The following is a 14,248-nucleotide window of genomic DNA, read 5'->3' on the forward strand; positions in this document are numbered from 1 at the left end:
GCGACACCCCCATCGCTCAGGGGTCCCGCCCCCAGCGCCCGGGCCGGCCCCGCCGTGCCCACGGGGGCTCCCCCCCGGCTCGCCGGCCGCGAAACCACCCGACCCGGTGGTCCGCCCCAGCGCGCCGAGACCCGCGCCGGGCCCTTCTCCGGGCCCGGCCGGTCCGTCATCCGACCTGCGGGTCGCCCTTCGAGTAGGTCAGGCGCTCGACCTGGCCGTCCTCGAACTCGTCCTCGACCTTCTTGCCGTTCACGAACAGCTCGATCGCGCCGGCGTTCCCGAGGATGAGGTCCAAGCGCTCGTCGTCCTGGAACGTCTTGGAGTCACCCTTCAGCAGCAGCCCGTCGAAGAGCAGCTTGCCGTCGCGCGCCTTGGCCGAGATCCAGCTCTTGTCCTCGGTCGCGGTGAGCTTGACCGTCACCTTGTCCTTGGGGACGGCCGCGATGGCGCTCTCCGAGGGCGCGGGCGGCGGGGCGACCGCCTTCGGAGGCTTGGGCTTGGGGGTGGCCTTCTGCGCCGGGGCCGGGCCCTCGGCGACGTGGTGGGTCCGCGAGCCCCCGCCGTCCCCGTTGAACAGGGTGAAGCCGACGAAGCCGATCACCGCGACGATCGCGGCGACCATGGCGGCGGTCCAGTTGGGCCGCCGGCGCTCCGGGCGGATGCGCTCGGCCTCGAACAGCGGGGCGGCGGGCGTGGGCGACGGGCGGCCGCCGTGCTCGGCGTCGTACTGCTCGACGAGGGCCGCCGGCTCGAGGCCGACGGCACGCGCGAGCGTGCGGACGTGGCCGCGTGCGTACACGTCGCCGCCGCACCGCGAGAAGTCGTCCTCCTCGATCGCGTGCACGATCGGGATGCGCACGCGGGTGGAGGAGCTGACCTCCTCGACGGTCAGGGCGGCGTCGATGCGTGCCTGCTGGAGCAGGCGGCCGATCGAGGGCCGGTCGTCCTCGGGAGCGAGGGGGGCGGGGTCGGCCGTGGATCCGGCGGCCGTGACGGAGGCGGCCACGGCGTCCCGGCCGTCCGGGGCATCAGGCACATCGCCCTTGGCTTGATCCGGACCCTGGCCGGGGCCCTGGTCGCGGGCCTGACCACGTGTGCGGGAACGGAACCGGGAACGGGGGGCGCCGGAGGCCGCGGAGGCCCTGGCGGACTTGCCGTCCCGGAGGACCTCGGGGGCGTCACGGGCGTCGGGGGTCGAAGGCCGGTCGTCTTCGGGGGAGTTGCCGATGGACACGAGGGCGCCTTTCGAGCGTGTAACCACCTGCTGGAGGTTCAGTCTATGGGTGGTACGAAAGGGTGGAGCAACCGGGCGGACGCACTTTGTACGCCATCGGAATGGCATGCGCCCGAGAAGCGGGACAACTCTTTTCCGCCTCTCCCTCCAACGTGACGTACGGAAGGAGGAAACGGTTGCCCACGGTTTCCTCACGAGTGAGGCTCCTACGACTCCGACTCCCCCCGGATGACAGCGAGTACTCCATCCAGCTCATCCGGCTTGACGAGGACGTCCCGCGCCTTGGACCCCTCGCTCGGGCCCACGATGTTGCGCGACTCCATCAGGTCCATCAGCCGCCCGGCCTTGGCGAAGCCGACGCGCAGCTTGCGCTGGAGCATGGACGTCGAGCCGAACTGGGTGGAGACGACGAGCTCGGCGGCCTGGCACAGCAGGTCGAGGTCGTCACCGATGTCCTCGTCGATCTCCTTCTTCTGCTTGCTGCCGACCGTGACGTCGTCGCGGAAGACGGGCGCCATCTGGTCCTTGCAGTGCCGGACGACCGCCTGGACCTCTTCCTCGGTGACGAAGGCGCCCTGCATGCGGACGGGCTTGTTGGCGCCCATCGGCAGGAACAGTCCGTCGCCCTTGCCGATCAGCTTCTCGGCGCCCGGCTGGTCGAGGATGACCCGGCTGTCGGCCAGCGAGGAGGTGGCGAAGGCGAGCCGGGAGGGGACGTTCGCCTTGATCAGACCGGTGACGACGTCCACCGAGGGCCGCTGGGTGGCCAGCACCAGGTGGATGCCGGCGGCCCGGGCGAGCTGGGTGATGCGGACGATCGCGTCCTCGACGTCCCGGGGCGCGACCATCATCAGGTCGGCCAGCTCGTCGACGATCACCAGCAGGTACGGGTAGGGCTGGAGCTCCCGCTCGCTGCCCTCCGGCGGCGTGACCTTCCCCGCGCGCACGGCGGCGTTGAAGTCGTCGATGTGCCGGTAGCCGTACGCGGCGAGGTCGTCGTAGCGGAGGTCCATCTCCTTGACGACCCACTGGAGGGCCTCGGCGGCCCGTTTGGGGTTGGTGATGATCGGGGTGATCAGGTGCGGGATGCCCTCGTAGGCGGTCAGCTCCACCCGTTTGGGGTCGACGAGCACCATCCGTACGTCCTCGGGGGTCGCCCTTATCATTACCGAGGTGATCAGGCAGTTGATGCACGACGACTTGCCGGAGCCGGTGGCACCGGCGACCAGCACGTGCGGCATCTTCGCGAGGTTGGCCATCACGTAGCCGCCCTCGACGTCCTTGCCGAGCGCGACCAGCATCGGGTGGTCGTCCTCGGCCGCGTCCGCGAGGCGCAGCACGTCGCCGAGGTTGACCATCTCGCGGTCGGTGTTGGGGATCTCGATGCCGACGGCGGACTTCCCGGGGATGGGCGAGATGATCCGTACGTCGGGGCTCGCGACGGCGTAGGCGATGTTCTTGGTCAGCGCCGTGATCCGCTCGACCTTGACGGCCGGGCCGAGCTCCACCTCGTACCGGGTGACCGTCGGGCCGCGGGTGAAGCCGGTGACGGCGGCGTCGACCTTGAACTCCGAGAAGACGTTCGTCAGCGAGGCGACGATCGCGTCGTTGGCGGCGCTGCGCGTCTTGCCCGGGCCGCCGCGCTCCAGCAGGTTCAGCGACGGCAGGGAGTAGGTGATGTCCCCGGCGAGCCGCAGCTGCTCGGCGCGGGGCGGCAGGTCCTGCGGATCGTCGCGGACGGGTGCGGGCTTGGTGAGGTCGGGTACGAGGCCGCCGAACGCGTCCGCGTCCCTGGCGGACGGTACGGGGGTGGGCTCGCCGCCCCGGACCGCCCGGCCGGTGCGGGCCGGTCCGCCCCGGGCGCCGCCGGCCCCCCGCGTGTCCTGTGCCGCGCGGGCGTCCGCGCCCCGGTCGCCGGTGACGTCGCGGGTGAGGTCGGCGACCAGGGGGGAGGGGGGCATGCCGTTCAGCACGGCGCCGTCCAGCGCGGCGGCCGCGGCCGCGGCGACGTCCACGGCGTCCCTGGGCCGGTCGGCGTCGGGCCCGGCGGGTCCCCCGGGGGCGGCGGCCGCCTTGCGGGGCCTCCGGCGGCGGGTGAGCGCCTGCTCCTCGGCCTGGTCGGGGTCGTAGGCCTCGGGCCCCGCGCCGCGCCGTCGCGCCCGGGCCGGCAGCGCCTCGCGCCACTGGTCGTCGTACCGCTCGTCGTCCACGCCCATCGGCTGGACGTCGGGCTCGACGATGCCCAGCCGCACCCCGAGGGCCCGCAGCCGCTGGGGGATGGCGTTCACGGGCGTGGCGGTGACGACGAGCAGCCCGAAGACGGTCAGCAGCACCAGCATCGGTACGGCGAGGACCTCGCCCATCATGAAGATCAGGGGCTTGGAGGCGCTCCAGCCGATCAGGCCGCCCGCGTCCCGCACTGCCTCGCTGCCCAGGTCCCGTCCGGGCGAACCGCACGCGATGTGGACCTGGCCGAGCACGCCGATGACGAGCGCGGACAGCCCGATCACGATCCGCCCGTTCGCCTCCGGCCTCTCGGGGTGGAGGATCAGCCGGATGGCGATGGCGCCGACGAGGAGCGGGACGAGCAGGTCCAGCCGGCCGAACGCCCCGGTGACCAGCATCTCGACGAGGTCGCCGACCGGGCCCTGGAGGTTGGCCCAGGTGCCGGCGGCCACGATCAGGGCGATGCCGAGCAGCAGCAGGGCGAGGCCGTCCTTGCGGTGCGCGGGGTCGAGCCCCTTGGCGCCGCGCCCTATGCCCCGGAACATGGCGCCGACCGCGTGCGCGAGACCGAGCCACAGGGCCCGCACGAGCCGGTACACGCCGGCGGTCGGCGAGGGTGCGGATCTGGCCGCCGTCTTCCTCACCGCGGCCTTCTTGGCCGGCGCCTTCCTGGCGGGCTTCGCCGCCCGCACGGGCGCGGTCTTCCTGGCGGTGGGCTTCCCCGGGGTCGCCGCGACCGCCTTCTTCGCCGCGCCGGTCGTACGGCCGGCGCGCGGCTTCGCGGTACCCGCCGTGCCCTGAGAACCCTTGCCGGACGTACGTGAGGCCATGGTGGTGAGATTACCGGTGTGGGACGCGGTGGACACGTGTGCCCACCGCTTCACCCGTTCGTGTCGTCCTGTACGTGTACGGGGCTGACGCCCGCTCAGCCGGGAGCGTCCGGCGGGGCGCCGGGCCCCACCGGGCGGGCTCCCGGCGTCAGTTGGGGGCGGGCAGGGCGGCGGAGCCGCCGCCGGTACCCGGTTCGAGCGCGTCCAGCGCCCTGCGCAGTCCGGTGAGCTTGCGCTCCAGGTGGGCGGCGGTGGCGACGGCGGCCGCGTCGGCCGAGTCGTCGTCGAGCTGCTTGGACAGGGCCTCCGCCTGCTCCTCAACGGCCGCGAGGCGGGCGGACAGTTCCGCGAGGAGGCCCGCCGACTCCTTGACGGTCCCGCCCTGGCCGCCGCCCTCAAGCTGGAGCCGGAGCAGGGCCGCCTGCTCGCGGAGCTGACAGTTCTTCATGTACAGCTCGACGAAGACGGACACCTTGGCGCGCAGCACCCAGGGGTCGAAGGGCTTGGAGATGTAGTCGACCGCGCCCGCCGCGTACCCCCGGAAGGTGTGGTGGGGGCCGTGATTGATCGCCGTCAGGAAGATGATCGGGATGTCCCGTGTCCGTTCCCGACGCTTGATGTGCGCGGCGGTCTCGAAACCGTCCATACCTGGCATCTGGACGTCCAGCAGAATGACCGCGAAGTCGTCCGTCAGCAGCGCTTTGAGTGCTTCCTCCCCTGACGATGCCCGCACCAGCGTCTGATCGAGCGCAGAGAGGATGGCCTCCAGCGCCAGCAGATTCTCCGGTCGGTCATCGACCAGGAGGATCTTGGCCTTCTGCACCATGGCCCGTCCTCCTCGCCCCGGCAGTTGGCCGGGCGCCGCCCCAGGGGACGACTCCCTTGCGCCGTCCGTCCTTGTGCCGGTCATGGTAGCCGCACCCCGCCTGTCACCACACCCTGTCACCGCGATGTCACTGTGCACGTAGCAGAAACGCGGTGGGAGACCAGAAGGTTCCCCGAATCCCGCCCTCTCACACGCTCTCGACCACAGTCAGTCAGCAAGTCGCCAGGAAGTCACCTGCTTCCGCTCACTCTCCGCTCATCCACTGCTCCATCACCGCGAGCAGATGATCCGGATCCACCGGCTTCGTAACGTAATCGGAAGCGCCCGACTCGATCGCCTTCTCCCGGTCGCCCTTCATCGCCTTCGCGGTGAGCGCGATGATCGGCAACCCGGCGAACTGCGGCATGCGCCGGATCGCCGTCGTCGTCGCGTACCCGTCCATCTCCGGCATCATGATGTCCATCAGTACGACCGTCACATCGTCATGCTGCTCCAGGACTTCGATGCCCTCCCGGCCGTTCTCCGCGTACAGCACCGACAGCCCGTGCTGCTCCAGGACGCTGGTGAGCGCGAAGACATTGCGGATGTCGTCGTCGACGATCAGCACCTTCTCGCCGTGGAAGTCGAAGCCGCGCTTCGGCTCGCCCGCCTCCTGCCCGGCCGTCCCCCACGCCTCCGGTGCCCCGGCCGAACCGGCCGACCCGGCCGACCCGGACGCCCCTCCCGGCGCCGCGGCCCCGGTCGTGCCCGCACCCCCGGCCGCCCCGCCCGGCTGCCCGGTCCGGCCCGGCAGCGCCGTCCGCTGCTCCGCCCCGCCCAGCGCGGCCCGCCGGCGGTGCCGGAACAGCGCGCCCGCCCCGGAGCGCCGCTCGGAGCGCTCACCCGGGGCCTGGATCGGCTGCCCCTGCTCCGTGTACCCGTCCAGCAGGCCGTCCTCGGCGCCCTGGTGCAGCTCGGGGCCGGAGCCGTGCCCGTAGCCCTGCGGAGGCAGTTCGCTCGGGTGGAGCGGCAGGTACAGCGTGAAGGTGGAGCCGCGGCCCGGTTCGCTCGCCGCGTGGATCTCGCCGCCCAGCAGGCGGGCGATCTCCCGGCTGATCGACAGCCCCAGGCCCGTACCGCCGTACTTGCGGCTGGTCGTGCCGTCCGCCTGCTTGAACGCCTCGAAGATCACCCGCATCTTGCTGGCCGCGATGCCGATCCCGGTGTCCGTCACCGAGAAGGCGATCAGGTCGCCCTCCGGGTCGCGCAGCGATCCGGCCTCCAGGAGCTGCTCCCGGATCGACGGCGGGACGTCCGTCCTGGCCGGCCGGATCACCAGCTCCACCGCACCGCTGTCGGTGAACTTGACCGCGTTCGACAGCAGGTTCCGCAGCACCTGGAGCAGCCGCTGCTCATCGGTGTGCAGGGTCGCGGGGAGCTCCGGCGACACCCGTACCGAGAAGTCGAGCCCCTTCTCCGCGGTCAGCGGCCGGAAGGTCGCCTCCACGTAGTCGACGAGCTGCACCAGCGCGATCCGGGTCGGGCTGACGTCCATCTTGCCCGCCTCGACCTTCGACAGGTCCAGGATGTCGTTGATCAACTGGAGCAGGTCCGAACCCGCCCCGTGGATCGTCTCGGCGAACTCCACCTGCTTCGGCGACAGGTTCCCGTCCGCGTTGTCCGCGAGCAGCTTCGCCAGGATCAGCAGCGAGTTCAGCGGCGTCCGCAGCTCGTGCGACATGTTCGCCAGGAACTCGGACTTGTAGCGCATGGAGACCGCGAGCTGCTCGGCCCGCTCCTCCAGCACCTGCCGCGCCTCCTCGATCTCGGTGTTCTTCACCTCGATGTCGCGGTTCTGCTGGGCCAGCAGCTCGGCCTTCTCCTCCAGTTCGGCGTTGGAGTCCTGAAGTGCCTTCTGCCTGCTCTCCAGTTCGGCCGACCGCTCCCGGAGCTGCTCGGTCAGCTCCTGCGACTGCTTCAGCAGCACCTCGGTCTTGGTGTTGACGCTGATGGTGTTGACGCTCGTCGCGATCATCTCGGCGATCTGGTTGAGGAAGTCGCGCTGGATCTGGGTGAACGGCTGGAACGACGCCAGCTCGATCACCCCGAGGACCTTCCCCTCGAACAGCACCGGCAGCACGATAACGTGCGCCGGGGCCGCCTCGCCGAGCCCGGAGGAGATCTTCAGGTACCCCGGCGGCACATTGACCTGGATGGTCCGCTTCTCCTCGGCCGCGGTACCGATCAGCGTCTCGCCGGGCCGGAAGGACGTGGGCATCGCCCCGGACGAGTAGCCGTAGCTGCCGCGCATGACCAGCTCGTACGAGCCGTCCTCGTCCGCCCCGATCTCACCGCCGGCCCCCGTCGGCAGCGCCAGGAAGAACGCGCCGTGCTGCGCCGAGACGACCGGGGTGAGCTCGCTCATGATCAGCGAGGCCACGTCGTCCAGGTCGCGCCGGCCCTGCATGAGGCCGGAGATCCGGGCCAGGTTGCCCTTGAGCCAGTCCTGCTCCTCGTTGGCGAGGGTCGTGTCGCGCAGGTTGGCGATCATCGTGTTGATGTTGTCCTGGAGGACCTGGATCTCGCCCGCCGCGTCGACGTCGATCTTCAGGTTGAGGTCGCCCCGGGTCACCGCGGTGGCGACGGCCGCGATGGCCCGCACCTGCCGGGTCAGGTTCCCGGCCATCTCGTTCACCGACTCGGTCAGGTCGCGCCACGTACCGTCGACGTCCCGCACCCGGGCCTGGCCGCCGAGGATGCCCTCCGTACCCACCTCGCGGGCGACCCGGGTGACCTCCTCCGCGAACGACGAGAGCTGGTCGACCATCGTGTTGATGGTGTTCTTCAGCTCCTGGATCTCGCCCCGGGCGTCGATGTCGATCTTCTTGGTCAGGTCGCCCTTGGCGATGGCGGTGGTGACCGTGGCGATCTGGCGCACCTGACCGGTCAGGTTGGACGCCATCGAGTTCACCGACTCGGTCAGGTCCTTCCACGTACCGGAGACACCGGGCACCCGGGCCTGGCCGCCCAGCTCGCCCTCCGTACCCACCTCACGCGCCACCCGCGTCACCTCGTCGGCGAACGACGACAGCGTGGTCACCATGGTGTTCACGGTGTCGGCCAGCTCGGCGACCTCGCCGCGCGCCTCCACCGTCACCTTCTTGGTGAGGTCGCCGTTGGCGACGGCCGACGACACCCGCGAGATGTTCCGCACCTGCGAGGTCAGGTTGTTGGCCATCACGTTGACGTTGTCGCTGAGGTCCTTCCAGATGCCGGTCACGCCCCGCACCCGGGCCTGGCCGCCGAGGATGCCCTCCGTGCCCACCTCGCGGGCGACCCGGGTCACCTCGTCGGCGAAGTTCGAGAGCTGGTCCACCATCGTGTTGACGGTGGTCACCAGGTCGAGGATCTCTCCCCGGGCGTCGACGGTGATCTTCTTCGACAGGTCGCCCTTGGCGACCGCCGTGGTCACCTCGGCGATGTTCCGCACCTGGGAGGTGAGGTTGTTGGCCATCGAGTTGACGGACTGGGTCAGGTCCTTCCAGGTGCCGGAGACGCCCTGCACCTCGGCCTGGCCGCCCAGGATGCCCTCGGTACCCACCTCGCGGGCCACCCGGGTCACCTGCTCCGCGAAGTTCGAGAGCTGGTCCACCATCGTGTTGAGGGTGTTCTTCAGCTCCAGGATCTCCCCGCGCGCGTCCACGTCGATCTTCTGCGACAGATCGCCCCGCGCCACCGCGGTGGCGACCTGCGCGATGTTGCGCACCTGGGCGGTGAGGTTCCCGGCCATGCCGTTCACCGAGTCCGTCAGGTCGCGCCACACACCGGCGACGCCCGGCACCTGCGCCTGGCCGCCGAGCCGCCCGTCCGTACCCACCTCGCGGGCCACCCGGGTCACCTGCTCCGCGAACGCGGAGAGCTGGTCGACCATCGTGTTGATGGTGTTCTTCAGCTCCAGGATCTCCCCGCGCGCGTCCACGTCGATCTTCTGCGACAGGTCACCGCGCGCCACCGCCGTCGTCACCTGCGCGATCTGACGCACCTGCGAGGTGAGGTTGCCGGCCATGAAGTTGACGGAGTCCGTCAGCTCCTTCCACGTACCGGAGACCCCCGGTACGCGCGCCTGGCCGCCGAGCCGGCCCTCCGTGCCCACGTCCCGCGCCATCCGGGTCACCTGGTCGGCGAACGACGAGAGCTGCGCCACCATCGTGTTGACGGTGTTCTTCAACTCCAGCATCTCGCCCGCGACATCGACCGTGACCTTCTGCGACAGGTCGCCGTTCGCCACCGCCGTCGTCACCTGCGCGATGTCCCGCACCTGGCCGGTGAGGTTGCGGAACGCCGTGTTCACCGAGTCGGTGAGGTCCTTCCACGTCCCCGCCGCACCCGGAACCTCCGCCTGACCGCCCAGCCGGCCCTCGACGCCGACCTCCCGCGCCACCCGGGTCACCTCGGACCCGAACGCCGAGAGCTGGTCGACCATCGTGTTGACGGTGTTCTTCAACTCCAGCATTTCGCCGGCCACGTCGACCGTGACCTTCTGCGACAGGTCACCGTTCGCCACGGCCGTCGTCACCTGCGCGATGTCCCGCACCTGCGTGGTCAGGTTCCGGAACACGGTGTTCACCGAATCCGTCAGGTCCTTCCACGTCCCCGCCGCACCCGGCACCTGCGCCTGACCGCCCAGCAGCCCCTCGGCACCGACCTCGCTCGCCACCCGCGTCACCTCGTCGGCGAACGTCCGCAGCGTCTCGGTCATCTGGTTGATCGTGTCGGCGAGCTGCGCCACCTCGCCCCGCGCGCTCACCGTGACCTTCTGCGACAGGTCGCCGTTCGCGACCGCCGTCGTCACCTCGGCGATGCCCCGCACCTGGGACGTCAGGTTCCCCGCCATCGTGTTGACGGAGTCGGTGAGGTCCTTCCAGACCCCGGCCACGCCCGGCACCTCGGCCTGGCCGCCCAGCTCGCCCTCCGTACCCACCTCGCGCGCCACCCGCGTGACCTCGGAGGAGAAGGACGAAAGCTGGTCCACCATCGTGTTGACGGTGTTCTTCAGCTGGAGCATCTCGCCGGCCACATGGACGGTGACCTTCCGCGACAGATCGCCCTTGGCGACCGCCGTCGTGACGAGGGCGATGTCCCGCACCTGGGCGGTGAGCCGGTACGCCATGGTGTTGACCGAGTCCGTCAGGTCCTTCCACGAACCCGACATCCCGCGCACCTGCGCCTGGCCGCCCAGCTTGCCCTCGGTGCCGACCTCCAGCGCCACCCGGGTCACCTCGTCGGTGAACGCGGACAACTGGTCGACCAGGTTGTTCACCGTACGGGCGACCTTCAGGAACTCGCCCCGCAGCGGCCGCGCCGACCCGTCCTCACCCTCCGAACGCAACTCCATACGCTGGTCGAGGTCACCCTCCGCGACCGCGGACAGCACCCGCCCGACCTCGGAGACCGGCCGCGTCATGTCGTCCACCAGCGCGTTCGCGGCCTCGATGGCCTGCGCCCACGCGCCCTCGCTGGCCCCGACCTCCAGCCGCTCCGACAGCTTGCCCTCGCGCCCGACCATCCGCCGGACCCGCTGGAGCTCACCGGTCAGGTGCAGCTTCCGGTCGGCCACCTCGTTGAAGACGGCGGAGATCTCCGCCATCACCCCGTCGCCGGTGACGGTCAGCCGCTTGCGGAAATTGCCGTCCCGCATCGACACCAGGGCCGTCAGGAGCCGATCCAGAGCGGCGGCGTCCACCTCCACGGTCCCACCGCTCCGGGGCCGTCCGCCCTTCGCGCGCGTGCTACCGCCCCGCGCCGTCACGCCAGACTCCACCGTGTCCCTCCCGAAGGGGTTGACCGTACTGCTCGGGCATTGCCGCTCCCACCGCCGATGGAAGCCTTCCCAGTGTTTCACCACGACGGAACCAGGCCATAACAGTTCGGCAGCTTCGCATAACGTCCCCGTCCTCGGGGGACGGAAACAGCGGTGACCACCATCCGCCCGGACAGCGAAGGTAAGTAACCTGGCATCCGGCTGTCCAACCGCCCCGGTCCGCCCGGCAGGGGCGGCGCGACGCTGTACGACCACCGGGCACCGGGGAGGGGCAGGGCCGATCATGGCAGAGCCGGGCGTCGAGACACGTACGAGGAGTTCTGTGATCACCGCTCGGGCGGCCGCCACCTTCGAACCCGTGGGACGGTCCGTGGCGACCGCCCGGGCCTTCGTCCGGGACACCCTCCAAGGCTGGGGGTACACCGATGTCGTCGACGACGCCGTGGTCCTGACCAGCGAACTCGTCACCAACGCCGTCATCCACGCCGGCACCGCCGCCGACGTCCTGTGCCTGCGCACGGAGAACGGCGTGCGCATCGAGGTCGCCGACCGCTACCCCGAGCGCGAGGTCCCCCTCCAGGGCACCGCCCAGTCCCTGGGCAACCCCGACAGCGAGAACGGCCGCGGTCTGCTCCTGTGCGCCGCCCTGGCCTCCCGCTGGGGCGTGGAGTACTCCCCCACCCGCAAACAGGTCTGGTTCCAGCTCGACCTTCCCGAACGCCCCGTCGGCACCCGCTCCGCCGGCCCCGTCCTGCCCATCGACCTGCTCCCCGTCGCCGACGAACGGGTCCGCGTCGCCGTCGCCCAGATCGACCGCAACGGCACCATCACCGCCTGGAACGAGGACGCCGAGCACCTCTTCGGGTACGCCGCCGAACAGGTCGTCGGCAAGCCCCTCGGCGACCTGGCCGCCTGGCCCCATACTCCCGGCATCGGCACCGGCATCGCCGAGGCCCTCCGCCTCTCCCGCTGGGAGGGCAGCTACGGCATCCGCGGCACCGACGGCCGCGTCATCCCCGTCTACGCCTCCCACCTGCGCGTACGCGACACCCACGGGGAACCGTCCACGGTCTGCCTCCTCGTCCGTGACTATGAGCGCGCCGTCCTCCAGTCCCCGCCCCGCACCCCCGTCGACTCCAGCAACGAGAGCCGCAGCACCGACCCCTTCGAGGTCTTCATCGGCTCCCCCGCCCCCGACGACCTGGACGGCCTCCTCCAGCGCACCGTCGAGCGCGCCCGCGACATGCTCGACGGCGACGCCGCCTTCCTCCTCCTGGCCACCGACGACGAGACCGAGCTCGAGGTCCGGGCCACCACCGGTCTCCCCTCGGCCCGCCAGCGCTTCGCCCGCGTCCCCGTGGAGGCCGCCGGCACCGGCCGCTACTCCTCCGCCCGCATGCCCGCCGTCCACGACGACCTCTCGGCCGTCCCCGGCTCCGTCCCCCTCCTCAACGGCACCGGCATGCGGTCCGTGGTCACCGTGCCCCTCAAGGTGGAGGGCCGCCTGACGGGCTCGCTCGGCGTCGCCGCCGAATCCGCCGGGCGCTACTCGAACGAGGAGGCCCTCCGCCTCCAGTTCGCCGCCGACCGCATCGCCCTCGCCGTCGAGTCCGCCCGCCTCGGGGAGCTGGAACGACTCCGCCGCGGCTCCCTCAGCTTCCTCGTCGAGGCCTCCGACCTGCTGGCCGGCACCCTCGACCGGGACCAGACCCTGGCCCTCATGGCCCAGATGACGGTTCCCACCCTCGCCACCTGGTGCGCCGTCTACACGATCGCCGACCCGACCTCGGAGCCCTACCTCTCGTACGTCCTGCACGAGGACGAGGAGCGCATCGACGGCCTCAAGGCCCTGCTGTCAAGGATCCCGCCGCCCGAGCCGGTCCCCTCCCCCGGCGCCCGCGTCTGGACGGCCCCCGCCGACGCCGCCCACCAGGCGGCGCTGCGCACCTCCATGCGCGAACTGGGCCTCGGCTCCTCGGCGGTGTCCTCCGGTATCGGTACGACGCTGGCCACGGCCGCCGCGGTCGGCGGCGAGACCGTCGTGCTGCCGCTGGTCGCCCGCAACCGCGTCATCGGCATGCTCACCCTCGGCAAGCCCTCCGACGACCACTTCCGCCAGGAGATCCTGGAGCTTGCCGAGGACCTGTCCCGCCGGGCCGCCCTCGCCCTGGACAACGCCCGGCTGTACTCGGAGCGCACGGCCATCAGCCAGTCCCTCCAGCGCAGCCTGCTGCCCCCGGGACTGCCCCAGATCCCCGGCGTCGAGGTCGACGTCATCTACCGGGCGGCCGGCGAGGGCAACGAGGTCGGCGGTGACTTCTACGACCTGTTCCCCATCCGCGACGACGCGTACGGCTTCGCCATCGGCGACGTCTGCGGCACGGGCCCCGAAGCGGCCGCCGTCACCGGCCTCGCCCGCCACGCCCTGCGCCTGCTGGCCCGCGAGGGCTTCGGCGGCCCGGCGGTCCTGGAGCGGCTGAACGCCGCCATCCTCGACGAGGGCGAGCGCAGCCGCTTCCTCACCCTGCTGTACGGCGAGCTCTGGCCCCAGGAGGACGGCAGCGCCCTCCTCAAGGTCGTCTGCGCCGGCCATCCGCTCCCGCTGCGCCTCCGCCAGGACGGCTCGGTCGAACCGGCCGCCGAGCCGCAGCCGCTCCTCGGCGTCATGGAGGACCTGGAGCTCTACGAGCAGTCCGTCACCCTCGACCCGGGCGACGTCCTCCTTTGCGTCACCGACGGCGTCACCGAGCGCCGTGAGGGCAGCCGCATGCTGGGCGACGACGGCCTCGCCGACGTTCTCACCACGTGTACGGGCCTGACGGCAGGCGCCGTCACCGCCCGCGTGATGCGCGCGGTCGAGCGCTTCGCGGCGGACCCCCCGTCGGACGACATGGCCATCCTGGCGATGCGTGTCCCGGAGCCCCACCAGGACTGACGGAAAACGAAGAAGGCCCCCGCCACTAGGGCGGGGGCCTTCTTCTTGGATGGAGCCCCCAAACGGAATCGAACCGTTGACCTTCTCCTTACCATGGAGACGCTCTGCCGACTGAGCTATAGGGGCCGGCTTGTCGCTCCGGGGTTTTCCCCTCGGCAACGGAATAGAGCATACATCGAACGAGCGGAAATGCCCAACCGGCGATGACGTGCCATCAGGACCCCAAGTAGCCCGCCCCGGCCGCCGGCTGACCAGCCCTCACTTCCCCACCGTCACCGGCACCGACACCGAGACATCGACCGGTGAACGCAGAAAAGCCCCGCACCAGAAGGTGCGGGGCTTTCCCACAATAATTGTTCGGCGGCGTCCTACTCTCCCACAGGGTCCCCCCTGCAGT

5 protein-coding genes and 1 tRNA gene are annotated in these 14,248 nt (G+C 71.1%); 1 reads left to right on the plus strand and 5 read right to left on the minus strand.

What is annotated here, in order from left to right:
- Window positions 1-166 precede the first annotated feature (166 nt).
- The 4 genes from ACF068_RS27590 to ACF068_RS27605 all read right to left on the minus strand — a co-directional run bounded on the left by ACF068_RS27590 (window position 167) and on the right by ACF068_RS27605 (window position 10,916).
- A complete protein-coding gene (locus ACF068_RS27590; protein ID WP_392277008.1) occupies window positions 167-1,006 on the minus strand; it encodes a helix-turn-helix domain-containing protein in 840 nt (279 codons plus the stop codon).
- A gap of 434 nt (window positions 1,007-1,440) precedes the next feature.
- Window positions 1,441-4,290 (minus strand): DNA translocase FtsK, encoded by a 2,850-nt coding sequence (locus ACF068_RS27595; RefSeq protein ID WP_392276994.1) that lies wholly within the window; start codon window positions 4,288-4,290, stop codon window positions 1,441-1,443.
- A gap of 148 nt (window positions 4,291-4,438) precedes the next feature.
- Window positions 4,439-5,116 (minus strand): two-component system response regulator, encoded by a 678-nt coding sequence (locus tag ACF068_RS27600; RefSeq protein ID WP_392276995.1) that lies wholly within the window; start codon window positions 5,114-5,116, stop codon window positions 4,439-4,441.
- A gap of 244 nt (window positions 5,117-5,360) precedes the next feature.
- Complete coding sequence (locus ACF068_RS27605) at window positions 5,361-10,916, minus strand: HAMP domain-containing protein (protein ID WP_392276996.1); 5,556 nt, start codon at window positions 10,914-10,916, stop codon at window positions 5,361-5,363.
- A 283-nt stretch (window positions 10,917-11,199) separates the two neighbouring features.
- On the opposite strand from ACF068_RS27605, the gene ACF068_RS27610 reads away from it, so the two are divergent.
- Window positions 11,200-13,851, plus strand: coding sequence for a SpoIIE family protein phosphatase (locus tag ACF068_RS27610; protein WP_392276997.1), 2,652 nt, complete (start codon window positions 11,200-11,202; stop codon window positions 13,849-13,851).
- Between the two features lie 50 nt (window positions 13,852-13,901).
- Here the strand turns inward: ACF068_RS27610 and ACF068_RS27615 are convergent.
- Window positions 13,902-13,977: transfer RNA gene (locus tag ACF068_RS27615), tRNA-Thr, on the minus strand.
- Window positions 13,978-14,248 lie beyond the last annotated feature (271 nt).

It is taken from the genome of Streptomyces sp. NPDC016309, assembly GCF_043077235.1.
Lineage (GTDB): Bacteria > Actinomycetota > Actinomycetes > Streptomycetales > Streptomycetaceae > Streptomyces.

Excerpts from the sequence above, each read along its gene's own strand:
- ACF068_RS27610 (WP_392276997.1), top strand. The coding sequence starts at position 11,200 with ATGGCAGAGCCGGGCGTCGAGACACGTACGAGGAGTTCTGTGATCACC.
- ACF068_RS27600 (WP_392276995.1), bottom strand. The coding sequence starts at position 5,116 with ATGGTGCAGAAGGCCAAGATCCTCCTGGTCGATGACCGACCGGAGAAT.
- ACF068_RS27595 (WP_392276994.1), bottom strand. The coding sequence starts at position 4,290 with ATGGCCTCACGTACGTCCGGCAAGGGTTCTCAGGGCACGGCGGGTACC.